This is a genomic window from Streptomyces sp. NPDC052064 (assembly GCF_055585925.1).
In genome coordinates this window covers 439,389-460,845 of record NZ_JBVJJE010000001.1, presented here as the reverse complement: position 1 = coordinate 460,845, position 21,457 = coordinate 439,389, and the positions used below count along the sequence as shown (strand labels likewise).

General features: G+C 71.5%; 19 protein-coding genes. 10 read left to right on the top strand and 9 right to left on the bottom strand.

Features of this window, described 5'->3' with window-relative positions; translation table 11 throughout:
* Positions 1 to 6 precede the first annotated feature (6 nt).
* The 3 genes from ACZ6TU_RS02150 to ACZ6TU_RS02140 all read left to right on the top strand — a co-directional run bounded on the left by ACZ6TU_RS02150 (position 7) and on the right by ACZ6TU_RS02140 (position 3,580).
* The gene (locus ACZ6TU_RS02150) at positions 7 to 246 is read left to right on the top strand and encodes an SCO4848 family membrane protein (RefSeq protein WP_010047056.1); all 240 of its coding nucleotides are present in this window, start codon (positions 7 to 9) and stop codon (positions 244 to 246) included.
* Between the two features lie 23 nt (positions 247 to 269).
* Positions 270 to 1,856, top strand: a complete 1,587-nt coding sequence (locus ACZ6TU_RS02145) for a metallophosphoesterase (RefSeq protein WP_469546002.1) — start codon at positions 270 to 272, stop codon at positions 1,854 to 1,856.
* Between the two features lie 167 nt (positions 1,857 to 2,023).
* Complete coding sequence (locus ACZ6TU_RS02140; protein WP_469545998.1) at positions 2,024 to 3,580, top strand: ABC transporter substrate-binding protein; 1,557 nt, start codon at positions 2,024 to 2,026, stop codon at positions 3,578 to 3,580.
* A gap of 9 nt (positions 3,581 to 3,589) precedes the next feature.
* On the opposite strand, the gene ACZ6TU_RS02135 is transcribed toward ACZ6TU_RS02140, so the two are convergent.
* The 7 genes from ACZ6TU_RS02135 to ACZ6TU_RS02105 all read right to left on the bottom strand — a co-directional run bounded on the left by ACZ6TU_RS02135 (position 3,590) and on the right by ACZ6TU_RS02105 (position 9,711).
* Complete coding sequence (locus ACZ6TU_RS02135) at positions 3,590 to 4,336, bottom strand: TetR/AcrR family transcriptional regulator (RefSeq protein WP_469546568.1); 747 nt, start codon at positions 4,334 to 4,336, stop codon at positions 3,590 to 3,592.
* A 199-nt stretch (positions 4,337 to 4,535) separates the two neighbouring features.
* Positions 4,536 to 5,309: a hypothetical protein gene (locus ACZ6TU_RS02130; RefSeq protein WP_467671794.1), complete on the bottom strand. Its 774-nt coding sequence runs from the start codon at positions 5,307 to 5,309 to the stop codon at positions 4,536 to 4,538.
* A 265-nt stretch (positions 5,310 to 5,574) separates the two neighbouring features.
* Positions 5,575 to 6,354: a succinate dehydrogenase iron-sulfur subunit gene (locus ACZ6TU_RS02125; RefSeq protein ID WP_467671792.1), complete on the bottom strand. Its 780-nt coding sequence runs from the start codon at positions 6,352 to 6,354 to the stop codon at positions 5,575 to 5,577.
* The gene (gene sdhA, locus ACZ6TU_RS02120) at positions 6,354 to 8,108 is read right to left on the bottom strand and encodes a succinate dehydrogenase flavoprotein subunit (protein WP_467671791.1); all 1,755 of its coding nucleotides are present in this window, start codon (positions 8,106 to 8,108) and stop codon (positions 6,354 to 6,356) included. Before sdhA ends, ACZ6TU_RS02125 begins: the two co-directional genes overlap by 1 nt.
* A gap of 19 nt (positions 8,109 to 8,127) precedes the next feature.
* On the bottom strand, positions 8,128 to 8,610 hold the full coding sequence (locus ACZ6TU_RS02115; RefSeq protein ID WP_010047073.1) for a succinate dehydrogenase hydrophobic membrane anchor subunit: 483 nt from the start codon (positions 8,608 to 8,610) through the stop codon (positions 8,128 to 8,130).
* Between the two features lie 5 nt (positions 8,611 to 8,615).
* The gene (gene sdhC, locus ACZ6TU_RS02110; protein WP_031107855.1) at positions 8,616 to 8,996 is read right to left on the bottom strand and encodes a succinate dehydrogenase, cytochrome b556 subunit; all 381 of its coding nucleotides are present in this window, start codon (positions 8,994 to 8,996) and stop codon (positions 8,616 to 8,618) included.
* 256 nt (positions 8,997 to 9,252) lie between these two features.
* Positions 9,253 to 9,711 (bottom strand): 2-oxo-4-hydroxy-4-carboxy-5-ureidoimidazoline decarboxylase, encoded by a 459-nt coding sequence (locus tag ACZ6TU_RS02105; RefSeq protein ID WP_469545992.1) that lies wholly within the window; start codon positions 9,709 to 9,711, stop codon positions 9,253 to 9,255.
* Between the two features lie 300 nt (positions 9,712 to 10,011).
* On the opposite strand from ACZ6TU_RS02105, the gene ACZ6TU_RS02100 reads away from it, so the two are divergent.
* The 3 genes from ACZ6TU_RS02100 to ACZ6TU_RS02090 all read left to right on the top strand — a co-directional run bounded on the left by ACZ6TU_RS02100 (position 10,012) and on the right by ACZ6TU_RS02090 (position 13,051).
* Positions 10,012 to 11,607 (top strand): beta-N-acetylhexosaminidase, encoded by a 1,596-nt coding sequence (locus ACZ6TU_RS02100; RefSeq protein ID WP_467672562.1) that lies wholly within the window; start codon positions 10,012 to 10,014, stop codon positions 11,605 to 11,607.
* 341 nt (positions 11,608 to 11,948) lie between these two features.
* On the top strand, positions 11,949 to 12,503 hold the full coding sequence (locus ACZ6TU_RS02095; protein ID WP_469545989.1) for a hypothetical protein: 555 nt from the start codon (positions 11,949 to 11,951) through the stop codon (positions 12,501 to 12,503).
* 152 nt (positions 12,504 to 12,655) lie between these two features.
* Positions 12,656 to 13,051 carry a hypothetical protein gene (locus ACZ6TU_RS02090; RefSeq protein ID WP_467671785.1) on the top strand — a complete coding sequence of 132 codons (396 nt, stop codon included), beginning with the start codon at positions 12,656 to 12,658 and terminating at the stop codon, positions 13,049 to 13,051.
* Positions 13,052 to 13,053: 2 nt separating this feature from the next.
* Here the strand turns inward: ACZ6TU_RS02090 and ACZ6TU_RS02085 are convergent, their stop codons facing one another.
* The gene (locus tag ACZ6TU_RS02085) at positions 13,054 to 14,310 is read right to left on the bottom strand and encodes a peptidoglycan recognition protein family protein (RefSeq protein WP_467671783.1); all 1,257 of its coding nucleotides are present in this window, start codon (positions 14,308 to 14,310) and stop codon (positions 13,054 to 13,056) included.
* Positions 14,311 to 14,473: 163 nt separating this feature from the next.
* A complete protein-coding gene (locus ACZ6TU_RS02080) occupies positions 14,474 to 17,056 on the bottom strand; it encodes an N-acetylmuramoyl-L-alanine amidase (RefSeq protein WP_469546564.1) in 2,583 nt (860 codons plus the stop codon).
* A gap of 399 nt (positions 17,057 to 17,455) precedes the next feature.
* On the opposite strand from ACZ6TU_RS02080, the gene ACZ6TU_RS02075 reads away from it, so the two are divergent.
* The 4 genes from ACZ6TU_RS02075 to ACZ6TU_RS02060 all read left to right on the top strand — a co-directional run bounded on the left by ACZ6TU_RS02075 (position 17,456) and on the right by ACZ6TU_RS02060 (position 21,340).
* On the top strand, positions 17,456 to 18,073 hold the full coding sequence (locus ACZ6TU_RS02075) for an RNA polymerase sigma factor (protein WP_469545985.1): 618 nt from the start codon (positions 17,456 to 17,458) through the stop codon (positions 18,071 to 18,073).
* 171 nt (positions 18,074 to 18,244) lie between these two features.
* Positions 18,245 to 19,174, top strand: coding sequence for a hypothetical protein (locus tag ACZ6TU_RS02070; protein WP_469545982.1), 930 nt, complete (start codon positions 18,245 to 18,247; stop codon positions 19,172 to 19,174).
* Positions 19,175 to 19,616: 442 nt separating this feature from the next.
* The gene (locus ACZ6TU_RS02065; protein ID WP_467671777.1) at positions 19,617 to 20,291 is read left to right on the top strand and encodes an RNA polymerase sigma factor; all 675 of its coding nucleotides are present in this window, start codon (positions 19,617 to 19,619) and stop codon (positions 20,289 to 20,291) included.
* Complete coding sequence (locus ACZ6TU_RS02060; protein ID WP_467671775.1) at positions 20,291 to 21,340, top strand: hypothetical protein; 1,050 nt, start codon at positions 20,291 to 20,293, stop codon at positions 21,338 to 21,340. The genes ACZ6TU_RS02065 and ACZ6TU_RS02060 overlap by 1 nt, the downstream gene beginning before the upstream one ends.
* The last annotated feature ends 117 nt before the right edge of the window (positions 21,341 to 21,457 follow it).

The window sequence follows — 21,457 nt, the reverse complement described above, 5'->3', positions numbered from 1 at the left end:
GGTCTCATGAAGCTCAGCCGCCCCGTGTCCTGGTTCCTGCTCGCCTTCGGGGTGTGGAGCTGGGTCATCTGGATCACTTTCGTCAAGAACCTTGTCAAGGACAGCAGCGGGCTCGCCTTCGACGACGGTCATCCCACGGCGTACTTCTGGGTGCACCTGCTGCTCGCCGTCGTTTCCTTCGTATTGGGGACGGCCATCGGGGCCATCGGGTTGCGTGGTCTGCGCGCATTGCGCCGGACGTCATAACGGCAATCGGGAGACACGACACCGTGGCCATCGTCTTCGTACTCGTCGCACTGCTCGTCCTGGCCGTCATCGTGACGGCCAACTGGTACGTGTGGCGCCGCCTGTTCCACGACACGACCCGCGGTCCGGGCCTCACCCGCCGCGCGGGCGCCGCGCTGATAGCGGGCGGCTGGCTGCTGGCGATCACGGCCCTCGTAGCCGAACGCACCGGCGCCCCCTTCCGGCTCCAGCAGGTCCTGGCCTGGCCGGGCTTCCTGTGGCTGGCCCTGTCGATATACCTGCTGTTGGCGGTGGTGGCCGGGGAGGTCGTACGGCCCCTGCTGCGGTGGTTCCTCGAACGGCGGGCGAGAGCGGCGTCGCCCGGCCCGGTGACGCGGAGCCCCCTGGGCGGGACGGACTCGGAGACGACGCCCGGCACCCCGGCGAAAGCCGAGCCGCCCTCCGGCACGGAGCACCGCCCCCGCACGCCTGCCGTGCCCGGCGGGGCGGCGGCTTCGGCGACGGCGGCGGTCGGGCCGCTGACGGATCCTGCCGGTGTGCCCGGCGGGGCGCCCGCTTCCGCGGCGGCGGCCGGGCCGCGGGTGGAGAGCGACGCCGGCGTGCGCGGCGGAGCAGCCGCTTCGGCGGTGGCCGGGTCGCTGACGGATCCTGCCGGTGTGCCCGGCGGAGCATCCGCGGCAGTGGCCGCTTCCCAGGCGGATCGCGCCGGTGCGGTCGGTGGAGCGACTGCTTCCGCCACCGCCCCCCACCCGCAGGCGGATTCCACACCCGCCACCCCCACCGGCCCCTCCCGCCGCCTCTTCGTCTCCCGCGTCGTCGCCGGGGCCGCCGCGGCCGCCGCTGTCGGGACCGTCGGGTACGGGACGTACGGCGTGCTGCGTGGGCCCAAGGTGAAGCGGGTCACCGTGCCGCTGGCCAAACTGCCGCGCGCAGCGCACGGGTACCGGATCGCCGTGGTCAGCGATATGCACCTCGGCCCGGTCCTGGGCCGCGGCTTCGCGCAGAAGGTCGTCGACACGATCAACGCGACCCAGCCCGACCTGATCGCGGTCGTCGGCGACCTGGTCGACGGCAGTGTGAAGGACCTGGGACCCGCGGCGGCCCCGCTGGCCCAGCTGAGGGCCCGTCACGGGTCCTACTTCGTCACCGGGAACCACGAGTACTTCTCCGGCGCCGAGCAGTGGGTCGAGGAGGTCAGGCGCCTCGGACTCGACCCCCTGGAGAACGCCCGCAGGGAGCTGCCGCACTTCGACCTGGCCGGAGTCAACGACGTGACCGGCGAGGACGAGGGGCAGGGCCCCGACTACGCCCGGGCCCTCGGCGACCGCGACACCGCACGCGCGTGCGTGCTGCTCGCCCACCAGCCCGTGCAGATCCACGACGCAGTCGAGCACGGCGTGGACCTCCAGCTCTCCGGCCACACTCACGGCGGCCAGCTCTGGCCCGGCAACTTCCTCGCCGCCGCCGCGAACCCGACCGTCGCGGGTCTGGAGCGCTACGGCGACACCCAGCTCTACGTCTCACGCGGCGCGGGCGCCTGGGGCCCGCCCACCCGGGTGGGGGCACCCTCGGACATCACGCTGATCGAGCTGGCGTCGCAGCAGGCCTGACCCTGTGAGAGCGCTGTGAAACCGGACCGAAACGCCTATAGGTAAGTTCTTTCCCAACTCGGCAGATCTTCCTTCCGCCAGGTCAAACACCTGTGATTGGGTGAGGCCGCCACAAAGGGGTGTGGCACTGGCACAAGGGCCCCAAGGGCCTCGGGAGGGCAGGGCCGATGCGGTCGGTTCGCATGCGGATACTCGCGGGACTGCTCGTCCTGGCGGCCGTGGGGGTGGGTGCCTGGCAGCTCGTGCCGTCGAAGAAGGACGGCACGACCATCACGGTCGGCACGACGGACGCCGTCACCTCCCTCGACCCGGCCGGCGCCTACGACGCCGGTTCCTGGGCGCTGTTCAGCAACGTCTTCCAGTCGCTGCTCACCTTCGCCCCGGGCGGCACCGCACCCGTACCGGACGCGGCCAGGAGCTGCGCGTTCGCCGACGGCGACCTGACCACGTACCGCTGCGAACTGCGCTCCGGCCTCACCTTCCCGAGCGGCCGGAAGATGACCGGCGAGGACGTGAAGTACTCCTTCGACCGGATCCTGAAGATCAAGGCCCCGGTCGGCCCGGCGTCCCTGCTCGACACCCTCCGTTCCGTGGACGCCGACGGCATGACCGTCACCTTCCACCTGTCCTCGCCCGACGCCACGTTCCCGTTCAAGGTGGCCACCGGCGCGGGCTCGATCGTCGACCACACCGCGTACCCGGCCGACAAGCTGCGCACCGGCGACGGTGCCGACGGCACCGGGCCGTACACCCTCACCTCGTACACGAAGGACGACAAGGCGGTCCTCGCGCCCAACAGCAGCTACCAGGGCGCCGTCAAGGGCGGCGCGGACCGGCCCGTCGAACTGCGCTACTACGCCACCCCCGACGCCCTGGACACCGCATGGAAGGACAAGCAGGTCGAGGTCGCGACCGACCAGCTGCCGCCCGCGGTCCTCGCCGCCCTGAACCCGAGCGACCCCGTGCAGCGCGTCTTCGAGGCGGACGGCTCCGAGACCCGGAACCTGTACTTCAACACCCGCGCGGGCAAACCCCTGCACAACCGGAAGGTCCGCCAGGCCATGGCCTGGCTGATCGACCGCGAGCGGCTGGCCGCCACCGTCTACGACGGCACCGTCGACCCGCTGTACTCCCTGATCCCGGCAGGCCTCACCGGGCACACCGCCTCGTTCTTCGACGACTACCCCCGGCAGGACCCGAAGAAGGCACGGAAGCTGCTCACCCAGGCCGGCGTGACCCTGCCCGTCCGCTTCACGTACGGCTACGCCAAGGGCCGCGGTGCCGGTGAGCAGGAGGCCGCCGAGATCAAGCGGGAGCTGGAGGCGAGCGGCCTGTTCAAGGTCACCCTCAAGGGCTACGAGTGGACCGACTTCCAGAAGCGCTGGGCGGCCGGCACGCTCGACGCGTACGCCGTCGGCTGGGCCGCCGACTACCCCGACCCGGACACTTTCGGCGCCGCGCTCGTCGGCACCGGCAGCGCCATGAACACCGGCTACAGCAGCAAGACCGTCGACCGGCTCATCAAGGACAGCCGGCGCTACGCCGACCGCGGCGAGGCCGGCCGGGACTTCCAGTCGGTGCAGCAGACCGTCGCCCAGGACGTGCCGGTGCTCCCGCTGTGGCAGGCGAAGGAGTACGTCGTCACCACCGAGGACGTCGGCGGCGGCCAGTATCTGTCGGACGGCACGGGCGTGTTCCGCCTCTGGAGCCTCAGCGGAATCTGACGCCGTGCCTCAGGGGCCGCTGCGACGCGGGGCCGCCGGATCCGGGATCGCCCGCGTCATCCCCGGCAGGAAGTCGGTGAACAGCTCGTGCACCTCGCGCACCAGCGGCCGCAGCACCCGGAAGCGGGCCAGCGCGACGCCCCGCGCTGTCAGCCGGGCCCCGCGCTCGGCGAGCCGGTAGCTGCGCTCCCGTCCCTCGGTCCGGTCGAAGATCCAGTACAGGACGAGGCCCATCTGGGACAGCCACATCAACTCGGGCAGGATGTCCCGCAGTTCCTCGGCCACCTTGGTCTTCGTCGCCCCGGCCAGCACCTCCCGGTGGACGCTGATGGCCTCCTCGCGCGCGTGCTCCGACTCGGGGGAGAAGGGGCTGAGCGGGCTGTCCGGGTCGGCGGCGTTCTTGAAGAACTGCACCGCGAACTCGTGGTAGGGCGCGGCGATGTCCAGCCACGCCCGCAGCACGCCCGCGAGCCGGGCCTCCAGATCGGTCTCCCGGTCCAGGATCTCCCGGACCGCCACCTGGTGCTCGGCGGCGATCCGGTCGTAGAAGCCCTGGATCAGGTGTTCCTTGCCCTCGAAGTAGTAGTACGCGTTGCCGACGGAGACCCCGGCCTCCTTGGCGATGGCCCGCATCGTCGTCTTGTCGTAGCCGCGCTCCTGGAACAGCCGCATGGCCGTCTCCAGGATCAGGGCGCGGGTCTGCTCGGACTTGGTCGGGGTGGCGCCGTCGTCGGGGCCGTCGTTCTTCGCGGGCACGGAAAGAGAGCCTAACGTCAGCGTCCCGGCACCCGGTGAGGGGCGCAGGTGCCGTCGGCGCAGCCCGGCGTCGCCGACGCGGTTGAGCACATAGACGTTGCCCAGGTGCATAAGCCGAGCTTGGCCGACAGGGCCTCGAAGACGCCGCGCGTGTCGGTGACGGCCTCTCACGAGCCTGGCCCGGCAGCTCACCGACCCCTCAGGCCGCGCACCCCCCGATCCTTCGCGTGCTCAGCGCGATGTCGTCCATCCGGACGTCGTACGAGGAGGGGCTCGGGTCGGCCTGGTACAGCTGCCAGCCCAGCTTGAGTTTGTCGAACGTCGGGAAGACGAACGGGTCCGCCGTACCGCCGTGCCGGTCGGTGGAGACGGTCAGGTCGGGCCGCAGCACGCCGTCGAAGTAGACCGTGACGCGGTTGTCCGTGGCGTCCAGGTGGAACTCGACGCACTGCCACTTCCCGGCCGTCGCCGGCGCCGTGGTCTTCCACGCCGTCCAGTCCCCGGTCGGTCCGAGGTCGGAGCCGACGCCGTAGAAGTTGTGCTTCTCCGTGGGCACGTACTGGCCGCCGAGCGGACGGACCAGGGTCGGGGAGTCCGGGCCGGAGGCCTCCGCCAGGGTCCAGTGCGCCCAGTCGGGGGCGGTCGGGAACGCGTCCACCTTCAGCCGCATCCGGGCCCAGAAGCTGTTGCCGGGCGGGGCGAGGTGCGGGAACACCAGGAAAGCGCGGCCGTTGCCCTCGGTGCGGATGCGGAGTTCACGGCCGTGGCCGGCGGAGGCGGGGGCGACGGTCAGCGTGCCGTCGGAGGTGTCCGAGGTCCAGTCGCGGCCTTCCGTGACCGGGCCGAGGGGGAGGCGGTCGAAGCTCTCCCGCGCGAGGACCGGGGAGGGGGTCGCCGAGGCTGTGGGGGATGCCGTGAGCAACGCGGACGCGGCGGCCAGCAGCACGGCGGCGGCCCTTCTGAGGTATGCCATGCGGGCAGTCTGGCCACGGGGGTCACACCCGTGACAGATGCCGAGCCCCAAGTGGCCGGACAAGTTCCGTTTCTGTCCGGATCGGGTCACCCGACCTTGACCTCGGCGGACAGGTCCGGGATGGCGGACTCTGGCGTGCGGGCCGCCGCTGCACGGCTTCCTGCTCGACCGTGTGCAGACCCCTCGAACGGGGACCTTGCACGGCGAGGGCCCCGCTCCGGACCGAACCGGAAACAGGGCCCTCACAGTCGTACGGCGGACGACCTCAGAAACGGCGCGTGATCAGCGCCCGCTTCACCTCGGCGATCGCCTTCGTGACCTCGATGCCGCGCGGGCAGGCGTCCGTGCAGTTGAAGGTCGTGCGGCAGCGCCAGACGCCGTCGCGGTCGTTGAGGACCTCCAGTCGCTGCTCGCCCGCCTCGTCACGCGAGTCGAAGATGAAGCGGTGGGCGTTGACGATGGCCGCCGGGCCGAAGTACTGGCCGTCGTTCCAGAAGACCGGGCACGACGTGGTGCAGGCCGCGCAGAGGATGCACTTCGTCGTGTCGTCGAAGCGCTCGCGGTCCTCGGCCGTCTGGAGACGCTCGCGCGTGGGCTCGTTCGTGTCCTTCGTGATGAGGAAGGGCATGACGTCCCGGTACGCCTGGAAGAACGGCTCCATGTCCACGACCAGGTCCTTCAGGACCGTCAGGCCCTTGATGGCCTCGACCGTGATCGGCTTCTCGGGGTTGATGTCCTTGATCAGCGTCTTGCAGGCGAGGCGGTTCTTGCCGTTGATCCGCATCGCGTCCGAGCCGCAGATGCCGTGGGCGCAGGAACGGCGGAATGTGAGGGTGCCGTCGAGTTCCCACTTGATCTTGTGGAGGGCGTCGAGGACGCGCTCCTTCGGGTCGATCTCCAGCTGGAAGTCTTCCCAGCTCGCCTCCGCCGCGACCTCCGGGTTGAACCGGCGGATGCGGAAGGTGACCGTGATGTAGGGGGAGTCGGCGAAGCCGGGCTCGGGCTTTCCGGCCGCGTCCGACTTGTCCAGAACGGGGGTAGCCATCAGTACTTACGCTCCATCGGCTGGTAGCGGGTCTGGACGACCGGCTTGTAGTCGAGACGGACGGTTTCGGAGCCGTCGGCGCCGACCTCGCGGTACGCCATGGTGTGCCGCATGAAGTTGACGTCGTCGCGGTTCGGGTAGTCCTCGCGGTAGTGACCGCCGCGGGACTCCTTGCGGGCGAGCGCGGAGACCGCCATGACCTCGGCGAGGTCGAGCAGGTTGCCCAGCTCGATGGCCTCCAGCAGGTCCGTGTTGAACCGCTTGCCCTTGTCCTGGATCGACACGTTCCGGTAGCGCTCGCGCAGCTCCGCGATCTTCTCGACCGCCGTCTTGATCGTCTGCTCGGTACGGAACACCATGACGTTGGCGTCCATGGTCTCCTGGAGCTCACGACGCAGCGTCGTCACGCGCTCGGTGCCGGTGGAGTCGCGCAGCATCTCCACCTGCTTGATCACGAACTCGGCCGGGTTCTCCGGCAGCTCGACGAAGTCCGCCGTCTGGGAGTACTCGGCCGCGGCGATGCCGGCCCGCTTGCCGAAGACGTTGATGTCCAGGAGCGAGTTCGTGCCGAGGCGGTTCGCGCCGTGCACCGACACGCAGGCGACCTCGCCGGCCGCGTACAGGCCCGGGACGACCGTGGTGTTGTCCGCCAGGACCTCACCCTCGACGTTCGTCGGGATGCCGCCCATCGCGTAGTGCGCGGTGGGCTGGATCGGGATCGGGTCCGTGTACGGCTCGATGCCGAGGTACGTACGGGCGAACTCCGTGATGTCGGGCAGCTTGGCGTCCAGCTGCTCCGGCGGGAGGTGGGTGAGGTCGAGGTAGACGTGGTCGCCCTCGGGACCGCAGCCGCGGCCTTCCCGGATCTCCGTGTAGATGGACCGGGACACGACGTCACGCGACGCGAGGTCCTTCATCACCGGCGCGTACTTCTCCATGAAGCGCTCGCCGTCCTTGTTGCGGAGAATGCCGCCCTCACCACGGGCGCCCTCCGTCAGCAGGATGCCCATGCGCCAGATGCCGGTCGGGTGGAACTGGAAGAACTCCATGTCCTCCAGCGGGATGCCCCGGCGGTAGACCGCCGCCTGGCCGTCACCCGTCAGCGTGTGCGCGTTCGACGTCACCTTGAAGAACTTGCCGCAGCCGCCGGACGCGTAGATCACGGCCTTCGCCTGGAAGACGTGGATCTCGCCGGTGGCGAGCTCGTACGCCACCACACCGGCCGACTTCTTGACGCCGTCGACCTCGGTGATCAGCTGGTCCAGGACGTAGAACTCGTTGAAGAACTCCACGCCCTCCTTGACGCAGTTCTGGTACAGCGTCTGGAGGATCATGTGGCCGGTGCGGTCGGCCGCGTAGCAGGAGCGGCGGACCGGGGCCTCGCCGTGGTTGCGGCTGTGACCGCCGAAGCGGCGCTGGTCGATCGTGCCGTTCGGGGTGCGGTTGAACGGCAGGCCCATCTTCTCCAGGTCGAGGACGGAGTCGATGGCCTCCTTCGCCAGGATCTCGGCGGCGTCCTGGTCGACCAGGTAGTCACCGCCCTTGACCGTGTCGAAGGTGTGCCACTCCCAGTTGTCCTCCTCCACGTTGGCCAGCGCGGCGGCCATGCCGCCCTGCGCGGCGCCCGTGTGGGAGCGGGTGGGGTAGAGCTTGGTGAGCACGGCGGTGCGGCTGCGCTTCGTCGACTCGATGGCGGCGCGCATACCGGCGCCACCGGCGCCGACGATGACGGTGTCGTACTTGTGGATCTTCATGATTCTCGCAGCCCCGTGCCTAGCGGATGTTCGGGTCGAAGGTGAAGATCACCAGCGTGCCCAGCAGGATGGTGAACACCGTGGCGGTGTAGAGCAGGCCCTTGAGCCACAGCCGGGTGTTCGCGCGCTCCGCGTAGTCGTTGATGACCGTGCGCAGGCCGTTGGCGCCGTGCAGCATCGCGAGCCACAGCATCAGCAGGTCCCAGACCTGCCAGAAGGGGCTCGCCCAGCGGCCCGCCACGAAGGCGAAGCCGATCTTGGAGACACCGCCGTCCAGCACGAGCTGGATCAGCAGGTGGCCGAGTACCAGCACGACCAGCACCACGCCCGACAGGCGCATGAACAGCCACGCGGCCAGCTCGAAGTTGCCCCGGGTGGACTTCGGGGTCTTCTTGGTGCGCTTGCGCGGGGCCTCGATGAAGGGCGCGGGGTTGTCGACGGTGTAGACGGCGCCACCCTCGACGGGGCCGACGCCGGCGGCGGTCTTCTCAGTCGTGGACATTGGCGTCAGCTCCCGAAGAGTTCACGAGCGGCGTGGCCGAGGACGGGGTAGATCGCCCCGAGCATCAGCACGACCCACAGGGCGACGACGGTCCAGAGCATCTGCTTCTGGTAGCGGGCGCCCTTGATCCAGAAGTCGACGGCGATGACGCGCAGGCCGTTGAGCGCGTGGAAGAGGATGGCGGCGACGAGGCCGTACTCCAGCAGCGCGACGATCGGCGTCTTGTACGTGGCCACGACGGTGTCGTAGGCCTCGGGCGACACACGGACGAGTGCGGTGTCCAGCACGTGAACGAACAGGAAGAAGAAGATGAGGACGCCGGTGACTCGGTGAGCCACCCAGGACCACATTCCTTCCCGGCCGCGGTACAGCGTTCCAGCCGGCACGGAAGTTTCCTCCGGGAGCGGGGATTGGGGCCGCGCCGGCTTGGTGTGTCGGTCGGGCCCGGCCGGGTACGGTCCACCGGCCCCCAGCATCGTAGCGATGCGCTGCCGCTGGGCTGAGCCGGGGTCTGGCTGTGTGATCAAACTGGCATGCGTACGGGCTAGCCTTCGGCGGCTTCTGGGGTGGGGTGTCCTGTTATCGGCCCGGTGCGGCGCCGTTGTGGCTTGTCGCGCCCACGCGGCGGCAGCCGCACATCGATTACAGCCCCGCACCCCTGAGGGCGCCGACCAGCCGTTCCCTTGCCAGGCGCCGTAGCTCGTCGGCGACCACCATCCGCTCTTCCTCCGGATCGTTGGTCAATCGTGATCGGATGGCTTCCAGGAGGCGGTCCAGGGTCTCCGCCGGCGCGACGTCAGCCAGGCAAATGACGAATACGTGTCCGAAACGGGCCTCATAGGCGGCGTGAGCCGCGCTGAGGGCCGTGTGGGCCGCGGAGTAGGTGTCCGGCGGGAGGGGCGGCAGAGACTCGGCTGCCAGGGCCTCCGTCAGGTCGGGCCAGGTCAGGTCGTACGCCGCCTCGTCCGCCGCGGCCAGCAGGGAGTTCAGGTTCGGATAGGGGCGGTGTTCCGCGACACGCCGGGACCAGCGGGGGCTGCGCAGGCAGGAGAGGAGCGTCTGCTCCAGGGCCTCCGCGGAGGCCGCGTTGAAGCGCTCCACCGGTATGGCGAGTCGGCCGGGGAGGTCTGGGAGACGGTGCGCAGGCAGCGTGGGTCCTCGTGGGAGTCACGTGTGTCGGCAGGGCATGTTGTGAGAGATGTGACGTCACGCTATCGAGTACGACCATGATGTGTCCGACGGATGCCCGAATTTCACCCGGGAGAGAGAGATTCGCAACGCGTGGTGGACGCGCGCCGGGCGGCATCGGGTCTTAGGTTGGCGGGTGTGAGTCAGCACAGGCGCCGGGGTTCGGCGAAGCAGGTGAAGCAGCGGCAGAAGCGGCAGGTGCTGGTCGTGGCCATGGCCGTCGCCCTGGTCGTGATCGCGGCCGGGGTGGGTCTGGGACTCTGGGCGGTCTCGGGCGGCGACGGTGGAGCCACCGGGCCGGAGGCCAGACCCTCCCAGGGCCGGACAGCGGCCGCCCCGCACGGCACCTCGCCGGAGGACGCCCCGAGTCCGAGCCGCTCGTACGCCCTGTCCAAGGCGCCGCAGACGATCCCCGCCGTGCGCGAGCACACCGCGGCGCGTGGCCCGGGCTGGCGTCCCGCGAGCGGGAACCGCGTCGTCGTGGACGACCCGGCTCTGGCCGACGAGGGCCGGCTGATCGCCGGCGAGCTGGGGCTGACGTACCAGGGCGAGAAGGACGACCGGCGCGCCGGGGACGTACGGCTGACGCTGAACGAGGACAAGGGCGCGAACCCGGAGTCGTACGTCATGACCGTGCGCGGCGGGCGGGTGGAGATCAGCGGGCCCGCCGACGCGGGCGTCTTCTACGGCACCCGCACCCTCAAGCAGGAGGTGCACGACGGCGGCACGGCGCCCGAGGGCGTGGTGCGGGACGAGCCGGCCAAGCCGCAGCGCGGGTTCATGCTGGACATCGCGCGCAAGAACTTCACGGCCGACTGGATCGAGGACCGGGTCCGGGAGCTGGGCGATCTGAAGTTCAACCAGCTCGGTCTGCACTTCTCCGACGACCAGGGGTTCCGGATCGAGTCCGACTCGCACCCGGAGATCGTGTCCCAGCAGCATCTGACCAAGGCGCAGGTGCGGAAGATCGTCGACCTCGCGGAGAGCCGGCACATCACCGTCGTGCCCGAGATCGACTCCCCGGGGCACCTCGGCGCGGTCATCGACGCCCACCCCGACCTCCAGCTGCGCACCGCGCAGGGGTCGGCGGTGCAGGGGGCGATCGACATCTCCAAGAGCGAGAGCGCCGACATCGTCGACGACCTGCTGAACGAGTACGCGGATCTGTTCCCGGGCGGGCCGTGGCACCTCGGCGGCGACGAGTACCAGGCTCTGGTGCGCTCCGACCCGGAGGCGTCGTTCCCGCAGCTGGCCACCGCCGCGCGGGAGAAGTACGGCTCCGGCGCGACGGTCGCCGACCTCACCACCGGCTGGCTCAACGACCGGGCCGACACCGTCCGCAAGCATCAGCGCACCCCGCGCGCGTGGAACGACGGTTTCTTCCGCGGCACCTCCGTCAAGGCCGCCAAGGACATCCAGGTCGCCTACTGGACGGGCAAGGAGATCGGCGCCCGGCAGCCGGCGGAGTACCTGGGCGAGGGCCGGAAGGTGATCAACTACAACGACGAGTTCCTGTACTACGTGCTCGGTGAGCCGCAGACCTTCGTCTATCCGACGGGGCAGCGGATCTACGAGCAGTGGACGCCGCGGGTGCTGCGCGGCACCGAGGCCGTGCCGGAGCGCTACGACGGCCAGATCCTCGGCGGGTCCTTCGCCGTCTGGTGCGACCTCGCGAACTCGCAGACGCAGGACCAGGTCGCGGCCGGGATCCGGATGCCGCTGCGGGCGACCGTCCAGAAGCTGTGGGACCCGGGTCAGCCCCAGCTGTCCTGGGCGGAGTTCCGGGCGCTTGCGGACAGGCTCGGCTGACTGCGCGCGAATTGGCATCGGGAACATGAACGCCCTCGCCGGGGAGACCGGGGCGCCCGCGCTACTTCATCGAACCTCGCGACGCCGCCGAGCACGCCGTCCGCCGGGCCGCCGAGGTCGGGTGTGAAGTGAACGCCGACGCACTGGTGGACGTACTCACTTCAGACCCTGATCCCCTGGCCGAAAACCTCTTCTTTCGCTTCCTCGGCCAACTGGGCGTCGTGCCCCTGTGACGTTCCGGGGCCGTTGCGCGCAGTAAGGGGAAGTGCGGGTTCCGTGAGGGGTGAGGGCTGGAAGCGGCCTGGTGGGGCCCTGGACAAGGCCCGCGGAGGGAGGCGTGGATGAGCCTGGTGGAGTTGATCGCACAGGCCGACGAACGCGGTCTGGCGGTGAGCGGGCTGGCTTGTTTGGATCGGTGCGTGCCCCTGCTGGGCGGTGACGACGAGATCCTGCGGCCGCTGTGGGCGAGCCTCACCGACGACGCCGGTACCGGCGACTGGGGCGAGGGGCTGGAGCAGGCGCGCGGAAAGCTGGACGCCGCCGGCGCCGGGGACGAGGCGGCCGTGCTCGCCCACCGGATGCTCGAGGCCGCCCCCGCCGAGCGGTCCCCCGCCGGAGTACGGGTGTGGGCCGACGCCTGTTCCGTCGCCGCCCTCCAGATCCACCGCCTCCTCGACACCGCCGAGGACGACGCCTCGTCGGTCGACGTGCGCCGGGAGGGCCGTACGGACGGCATGTCGCCGCTCGTCGCCGCGGAACTGCGCCGCCAGATCACCGTCCTGGAGGTCCTGGCCGGCCACGGCCCGGCCGGGCTGAGGCGAGCGCTGGAGGTGTCGACCGAGGGGCGGCGGGTGCTGCGCGCGGTCGTCTCGCGCCGGAGTCGGCAACAGGCCTGAGGGCGTGGCCACTGGCCTCCGACCGGCCTAAACCCGCTTTCCTGGAAGAGTCCTGTGACTGTCGTGGGGCCGAGGTGGGGCGGTCCTGCACCGGTTGCGGGAAGCCGTCGATTCCGTGTGACGAAACGCCATGCCGCAGCGCTTTCCGGGACGTGACGACTCAGCAGGAAACGAGGCCCTCGGCCGCGGCGAAGCCGCTGCGGTGGGCGGCGGACACGGTGGCGACGATGCGCGAGGGAGCCCGGCTGCACCTGGACTACTCGGCACAGAGTCTGTGGAGCATCGACCGGATGATCGAGGGGATACGGCGGGAAGGAGCGCCGTACGCCGCAGTGCAGGAGGTGCTGCGCGGGTTCGGGGCCTACGCCGGTGAGGTGATGGCGCGCCAGACCGGGGCCGAGTGGTGGGCGACGGGCGGCGACCACTGGATCCGCACTCCCGACGGACGCCTCTGGGATCCCATCGACGAGGCCCGCCGCTGTTACGCCGGGGACGGCTCGCTGCGGCTGCTGTGCCGGGACGCGACGACCGCCGCGCCCCGGCCCTAGCATCAGGGCGAGAGCGCCACCGTGGGGTCGTTCCCGGTTCCGGGAGCGGTCGGCTCAGCGGCCGGCTCGTCGGACTTGCCGGCCTGCCCGGCGAGGGTGCGGATCTCGGGCAGGTCGTCGTAGAGGTTCTGGCCGGGGCACTCGGTCGGGGAGCCGTCGCGGTGGCCGGAGATGCGGTGCAGCGTGGCCTGCTGGCCCGCCTTGTACTTGCCGTTGTCGGCACCGGAGGTCAGCACCACCGTCCCGGTCGGGTCGATGCCGTACAGGCCGAGCTTCCAGGCCGCGACCTTGGCGACCGACTCGCGCACGGCGGTGTTCGCGGTCGTCTTGCTGTAGTCGCCGAGCACCGAGATGCTGCTGGTGCGGGCGTTGAAGCCGTAGGTGTGCGCGCCGCGGACGGGCTTGTCGATGCCGCCCGCACGGCCCTCGAAGACCGTGCCGCACTTGTCGACGAGGAAGTGGTAGCCGATGTCGTTCCAGCCGTTGCTCCGCACGTGGTAGAGGAACACGCCGCGCACGATCGCCGCCGACTCGGCGCAGGTGTAGTCGTTGGTGCCCGCCGTGTGGTGGACGAACATCGCCTGGGTGTCGGTGGTGTAGGTGGCCGGGTCCTTCACCAGGGACTCGTCGGCGCCCCAGGCGGAACGCGGCGTGACGGCGGGACGTTCGGCGTTGGGCCTGACGACGGCCGGCCCGACGACATCCGGTTCGACGACCGTGGTGTGCACGGCGTCCGACCCGCCGTCGGGGTCGACCAGCTCGACGCGCAGCCCCTCGGGCAACCGCACGCCCGACACCAGCACCTGGACGCCGTCCGAGGGCCCGGTCCACAGCGGCTGGGTGCCGGCGCGGACGCCGGCGCGGTGACGGTCGGGGCCGGTCTCGGGCGTCCGGACGTCGGTGTCGAGTGTGCGCCACGCGCTCCATTCGCCGCTCTCGCGGGAGCGGGTGCGTACCTGCGCGGTGCCGTCCAGAGCCGCGTCCGGGTCGTCCCAGGTGATGCCGATCATGCTGAACGGCTCGGTGGTGCGCGGGGCGAGGGACCGTTCGTGCGGGTCGCCGTCCGGCACCCGGACGGTGTGCACGCCGTCTGAGGAGGAGGCCCGGGCGGACTGGGTCAGGCCGAGGGCGCCGGCGGCCAGGGCGGTGGCGACGGCGGTGTGCAGCAGGAGGCGTGTCATTCGGGGCTCGATTCCGGCCCTCTTGGGGGCGATGAGGGCGATGGGGGCCAGGGGGCGACGGGATGCTCTGATCGTCATCGTCTTTCCCCCTCGCGGAGCCGTCCGTTCGGTCCGCCGGAGAAATCCGGCAAACGGCGGAGGGCCGGCGGAGGACCGGCAGGGGCCCCGTGCGGTGCACGGGACCCCTGGATGTCGCTTGTACGTCGTTGCCGCGTATGCCGTTACCGCGGCGGGCGAGTTGTCACGGTGTCAGCGTCTGGCCCAGGTGGGCGTCCGTCGGGGTGCCCAGTGCGGACTTGCCGAAGACGACGGAGTCGTCGTAGCCGAGGCCGGTGCTGTTGCTCGGCAGGTGCAGCAGGACGCCGTCGCCCCCGTCCTCGCCGTCGGCGCCGAACGTGAGGTCCGCCCGGCCGTAGCCGGACAGGTCCGTCAGCGACACCGAGGAGCCGAAGCGGTCGCCGGTCTCGGTGGAGCCAGGGACCCCGGAGGTGTCCTGCGAGATCCCCACCGAGCCGGAGCCGGTCAGACCGGACGCGGTGCCCTTGACGAGGATCGCGCTGCCCGCGTCGGCGCGGTTGACGCCGTCCCGGGTCAGATCCTCGCCCGGGGCGCCCGCGAGGGCGTCCGCGTAACCGTCGGCGTTGTAGTCGCCGACCGAGACGGAGGTGCCGAGGGCGTCACCGGACTCGTTGCCGCCCGGCACGTACGCCGTGTCCTGGTGGATCACGGTCATGCCGGTGGTCGTGAAGCCCGTGGACGTGCCCGGGACCATGGTGATCTGGCCGCCGGACTTCCCGCCGGACTCGGAGGCGACCGGCTGGCCGATGACGATGTCGTCGTAGCCGTTGCCGTTGACGTCACCGGCCGCGAGGGAGCGACCGCCCTTGACGGAGATGACGCCGACCTTGGCCAGACCGGTCGCCGAGCCCGCGAAGCGGACGACCCGGCCGATGCCGCCGGTGTCGCGGTAGTTCAGGGCGATGTCCGCGTAGCCGTCCCGGTTGAAGTCGCCGGTCGCGGCGTCGAGGTAGGAGACGGCGCCCGTGGCCGTGGTGAGGGTGCCGTACTCGGTGGCGCCGCCGGTCAGCCGGGCGTTCCAGTTGCCGCCCTTGCCGGTGCCGGCGGAGAAGACGTCCGCCTTGCCGTCGCCGTTGAAGTCGCCGACGGTGACCGTGGAGCCGAGCCTGGCGCCCGTCGAGGTGACTCCTGACGTGGTGTAGGAGAAGCCGGTGTCGAGGGCGGGGCCGTACATCACCGTGACCGCGCCGCGGTCGGCGTGGCCGCTGGTGTCGTCCTCGCCGGGTGCGCCGATCGCGAGGTCGGCGTAGCCGTCGCCGTTGACGTCGCCCCACGCGGTGGACGTGCCGAAGCCGTCACCGGACTCGTGGGAGCCGGGCACGCCCGGGCTGCTCTGCGAGAGCGTCACCTTGGCGGCGGTGACCGGGCCGTCGATGCCGCCCGGGACGACGGTGACGGTGCCACCGCCGCTCAGGGCCTTGGGCGTGCCCGCGACCAGGTCGGCGACGCCGTCCCGGTTGTAGTCGGAGGTGGCGAGGGCGTGCGAGATGCCCGGGGTCCTGGCGACCTGGGCGATCCGGGAGAGCTGGGAGTAGAGGTTCGCGCCGGGGCAGGCCGTCGCGTTGGTGTCCCGGTGGCCGAAGACCCGGGGCAGGGTGATCGAGGTGCCCTTGTCGACCTTGTTGCCGTCCTGGCCGGCCGGGCTGCCGGAGGTGAGCGTCACCTTGCCGGTCGGGTCGACGCCGTACATCCCGAACTTCCAGGCCACGAGCCGGGAGATGGCGTCGAGCGCGGCGCGGCTCGGCCGGGCCTTCTCGAAGTTGCCGATGTACGAGATGCCGACGGTGTCGGTGTTGAAGCCGACGTCGTGGGCGCCGGTGACCGGCAGGTCCATGCCGCCGCTGCGGCCCTCGAAGATCTGGCCGCACCTGTCGACGAGGAAGTTGTAGCCGAGGTCGTAGTAGCCGCGCGCGAAGTGCTCCTGCTGGATGGAACGCAGCCGGGCGCGGGACTGGGCGCAGGACAGGGTGTTGTCGCTGTCCATGCCGGTGTGGTGGACGACGGCGGCCTTGATCTCGGTGCCGTAGGCCGGTGTGCCGTCGTAGTCCGTGGAGGCGCCCCACTCGGCCTGCGTGATGATCGGCGGCTTGACGACCGTGGAGGGGCGGGGCGCGGGGACCGTGGGGGTCGGGGAGGGAGAAGCCGTCGGGGACGGGGGCGACGTGTCGCTGGGGGCGCCGGTCGGCGTGGCCGTCTCGGTCGGGGCCGTTTCGGTCGGGGTCTGGGTGGGGTCGGCCGGCTCCGTAGGCGTCGGGACGGGGGGCGTCGGTTCGGTCGTCGGGGCGGGGGTCTCCTCGGTGTAGGCCGCGGGCCGGATGCCGCCCTTCGGGTCGGTGCCCGGGTCCAGGAGCTTCACGTCCATGCCGGTGGGCTGGCCGCCGGCCTCCGTGCCGTCCGCGTTCACGACGCGTACCTCCACGCCGTCCGCGTCGCCGGTCCACAGGGACTCGGTGCCGCCGCGCAGCGCGGCCCGCTGCCCCTCCGCGCCGTCGGCCTGGGCCGGTTCGGCCGACAGCTTGTGCCAGCCGGACCAGCGCCGGCTCTCCAGATCCCGCGTCCGGACCTCCGCCGTGCCCCGGACCGGGGCGTCCGGGTCGTCCCAGGTCACCAGCACCGCGCTGAACCGGTCCGTGTCCTGCTTGGCCAGGCCCTTGCGTCCGGAGCCCTTGTCCTTGAGCTTCACCGTGTGGACGGCCGGCTTGCGGCTCTGGGACGCGCCGTCGGAACCGCCGGGCGGATCGGCCATCGCGTAAGTGACGACCCCTGCTCCGCTCAGGACGACGGCGCCGATGGTCAGCCACGCCCGTCTCTTCAGACTGAGCGGTTTGTACGCACGCGTGCTGCGAGGACTCAACTACCCCACCCCTAGAACTGGACACATTGGCACCCGCTGTCACACAGGTGCCACTCACCCAGCGCACATCTGTGGCCAAACATCACCCGGCTGTGCCGCTGTCGCGGTCCGTAGGGCGCGGGGAAAACCCGCCTGCTGTGACATTTCCCCGGAGCCCGGCGCTGATGATCGTGGAGGGCGTGGCATGGACGCGTTCCCCGCGGTGCGGCGCACGGGGCAGGACATTCCGGGCATCCGGGGTGTTCCGGCCGGAGTGATCCGCCGCGAACCCGGTACGGACGAGGATGGTTTTTGGGCCAGCGAGAGGAACCCCGGCGCGTGCAGGCGCGCGACGGGGAACTGGGCGTGGCCGTCGCACGGGCCCAGGACGGTGACGAGGCGGCGTTCGCGGCCGCCTACCGGATCGTGCAGCCCGGACTGCTCGGCTATCTGCGCGGACTGGTCGGGGACGACGCGGAGGACGTGGCCTCCGACGCCTGGCTGGAGATCGCCCGGGATCTGGGACGGTTCAAGGGCGACGGGGCCGGTTTCCGCGGCTGGACGGCGACCATCGCCCGGCACCGGGCGCTGGACCATCTGCGCCGCCAGCGCGTACGGCCGAGGTCGTCCGCGCTGGAGCAGGACGTCCTGGACCTGCCAGGGCCGCACAGCACCCACGACCAGGCGCTGGAGGCCATGTCCACCGAGCAGGCCCTGCGGCTGGTCAGGGACCTGCCGCAGGACCAGGCCGAGGCCGTGCTGCTCCGCGTCGTGGTGGGGCTGGACGGGCCGGCCGCCGCCCGTGTCCTCGGCAAGCGGCCGGGGGCCGTGCGGACAGCCGCGTACCGGGGGCTGAAACGTCTCGCCACCCGGCTGGGCGCCGAAGGTGTGACGGATGAGGCTCCCAGGACGCTGGGGGAGTCGAAATGAACGATGACGGCGGGCCGGGCGGAACTCCCGGACCCGGCGCCCTGAACAGGGCGGACGAGCGAGACGTATGGATCGGACCCGGAACGACGGGCCGGTCGGCCGGGCTGGTCGGGTCGTACGGACCCGGCGGGCACCGCGAGACGTGTGGATCGAGCAGGGACGGAACAGAACATGGGTGAACATCAGAGCGACGGCGGGTTTCCGGGCCGTCGGCGTGTACACCCTGGGCGTTCCGCGTACGACCATTACCGGACGGCGCGCGACGCCGACGGCCGGCTGCCCGGCCACCGCGGGACGGCCGGTCTCGACAGCCCGGGTCCCGGCTCCCGTCGCGTCCTCGACGAAGCCGAGCTGGAGGCGCTGCTCGCGGCCGTCCTCATCCTGGACCGGATCGACGCCGAGGCCGAGCAGCGGGCCGTGGCCGCGTTCCTGGCCGCCCGGGACGCCGGCGCCCACCGGTCCCGCACGCGCCGCCGGGACGACTGGCGGCCCAGCGAGCGGCGGCATCCGGGGCGTTCGCTGAAGACCACGCTCTCCGTGCTGCTCGCCAGTCTCACACTGGGCGGTGTCGCGGTCGCGGCGATCGGCTCGGTGGGATCCACCGACGGCGCCGACGACCGCGGCCGCCCGCCCGCCCCCACGCGCGGCCCCGGTGCCTCGGCGGGCGAGCCCACCGGCACCGCGCCCGGTTCCGCCACCGGTTCCGCGTCCGCGCGCCCGGACCGCCCCGCCCCCTCCCGGGACACCGAGGCCCGCTGTCGCGCCTACGAGCAGGTCGACGGCCGGGGCAAGGCCATGGACGCGACGGCCTGGAAGCGCCTCGTCGAGGCCGCGGGCGGTGAGAGGAACGTCACGGCGTACTGCGCCAGGCAACTGGCCCGGGCCGAGGCGAAGACCGGCAGCACCGCCAAACCGGAGAAGACCGCGGGCGCCCCCGGTTCCGCGGGCGCCGACAGCCGCTCGGGCAACAACGCGGGCACCGGCGCCGGCAACGCGGACAACGGATCGGGTGCCGGGCAGAGTGGCGGGGACGGCGCCGCCGACGGCGCGTCGTCCGGGGCCAAGGGCAAGCCCGCCCAACCCAACGACCGCCGTCCGTAGCAGAATTCGGCAACAGGAGCCAGAGAGTCACGTGTCCGCGCCCGGCCGCACCGCCCAGGTGCCTGGCCGCACCGTCAGGGTGCCGGTGGGTCCCGCCATGGCAACGGCCGGGGCCGCCACCCCCCACAGGAGAGGCCCCGGCCGTCGCGCGGCACGGGTCGCGCGGCGGCCCGTACTACCTACAGCGTCCAGGGTGCGTTTTCTGTCACACCCCACCCTGTCACGGCTTAGTTGCATCTCGGGCGGACATGGACGGGGAGTGGTTTCAGGTCGTAACGTGCCTTTCGCGCCAACGCGGAGGCACCAGGACCACCGCAACCACCTGCGGTCTTGTTACCGCAACGGCCTGCGGTCTTGACACCGCAACCATCAATTGAGGAACCACGACGGCGAGAACCCGGTCCGCGAGAGCGGCGCCGGCTTTAGGCGCATAAGGGGTGCGGTGCTGGGGGACGACGCGGAGCTGACCGCCGCGGTGCGTGCGGCACAGGACGGAGACGAAACCGCGTTCCGGACTGTGTACCGAGCCGTGCACCCGCGGCTGCTCGGGTACGTACGGACGCTGGTCGGCGACCCCGACGCCGAGGACGTGACGTCCGAGGCCTGGTTGCAGATCGCCCGGGACCTGGAGCGGTTCACCGGCGACGCGGACCGATTCCGAGGCTGGGCCGCCCGGATCGCCCGCAACCGCGCGCTGGACCACATACGCATGCGCGGGCGCCGGCCGGCGATCGGCGGCGACGAGACGGAACTGACCGGCCGGGCCGCCGAGTCCGACACCGCCGACGAGGCCATCGAGGCGCTCGCCACCGACGGCACGTTCTCCCTGATCTCCCGGTTGCCGCAGGACCAGGCCGAGGCGGTCGTGCTGCGCGTGGTCGTGGGGCTCGACGCGAAGACCGCGGCCGAGACCCTAGGCAAGCGCCCGGGCGCCGTCCGGACAGCGGCCCACCGGGGCCTGAGGCGGCTCGCCGAACTGCTCGGTGACGATCCGGAGGCCGATCCGGAATCGGCGGGGGTGCTCGACGCTCTGCCGCCCCAGCGAGAACCGCGCGGCGGTGCCATGGCGTCCGCACGTGTGAAGCAGAGCGTCGCGCGGACGCAGAAGGATGTGTGATGGCCGACGAGCAGTACTGGTGGCTGGACCGCGAAACGACGGAGCGTTTGCTGAGCGGAGAGCCACTCGAAGCTGTCGACGGCGCAGCCCCGGGCGAGGCCGAACGGCTCGCCGCAGCACTCCGCGCGCTCTCCGCCTCATCCCCGCTGACCAGCGAGGAACTCCCCGGTGAGGCCGCGGCGATGGCTGCCTTCCGCAAGGTGCGCGCGGAACGCCCCGACACCCCAGCGGCCCCCGCGGCCGATGGCGGACAGGCCGGTACCGAGGACCCCCATGCCGGGCTGGTCCGGATCGGAAGCCCGGGCGGCAGCGGCTCCGGCGACGTCCGGCGGCCGCGCTGGGCCCGTCCCGCGCGCCACGCCCTGGCCGCCGTGCTGGCCGTCGGCGTGGCCGGAGGTGCCGCCCTCGCGGCCGGAACCGGAGCCCTGAGGGCACCGTTCGGCAACGACGATCCCCACCCCGGCTCCTCGGTCTCGGCCGCTGTCACTCCGTCCGAGCGCCCGCTGGTGTCACACTCGCCGAGCGACGACGCGCAGGGCGGCTCCACGTCCGACGGAGCCCCGGGCGGCGGCTCGACGGGCGACGCCGGTGATCCCGGCAGAGACGCGGCACGCGACGACCCGGCCCCGAAGCCCGGCTCCGGCGACCGGGGAGACCGCACCGGCGGCAGCCGCGGGAAGATCGCTTCGGCATGCCGCGACCTCAGCGACGGCAAGCGGCTGGACGCCGACCGCAGGCGCGCCCTGCGGGACGCGGCGGGCGGCTCCCGGGTCGGGAAGTACTGCGAGGGCGTCCTGTCCGGCGCCGACGGCCGCTCGGGGGAGCGGCAGGACGAGGACACGGAACGGCGCAACCGCGAGGACAGGTCCGGCAAGCAGGACCGGAAGCAGGACGAGGCCGAGGAGAAGGCCGAAGAGAAGGCCGAGAAGCGGGCCGAGAAGCGGGGCGGCGACGATGACGGCGCGGACCGCGGCCGGTCCACGCGGTCTCTCGAACCCCTCCGACCTGCGGTTTCGTACTCCGCGAAAATCTCCTCGCCGAGGGTGTGACGTTTTCGGTCGCCCTGGCGCAGTAATGAGTGAGCCGACTGGTCATCGGCCGTCGCACGGAGCCGGGGTTCCCCCCGTACCTACGGCTCGTGCACCTGAGCGCGGGCGGGACACGTT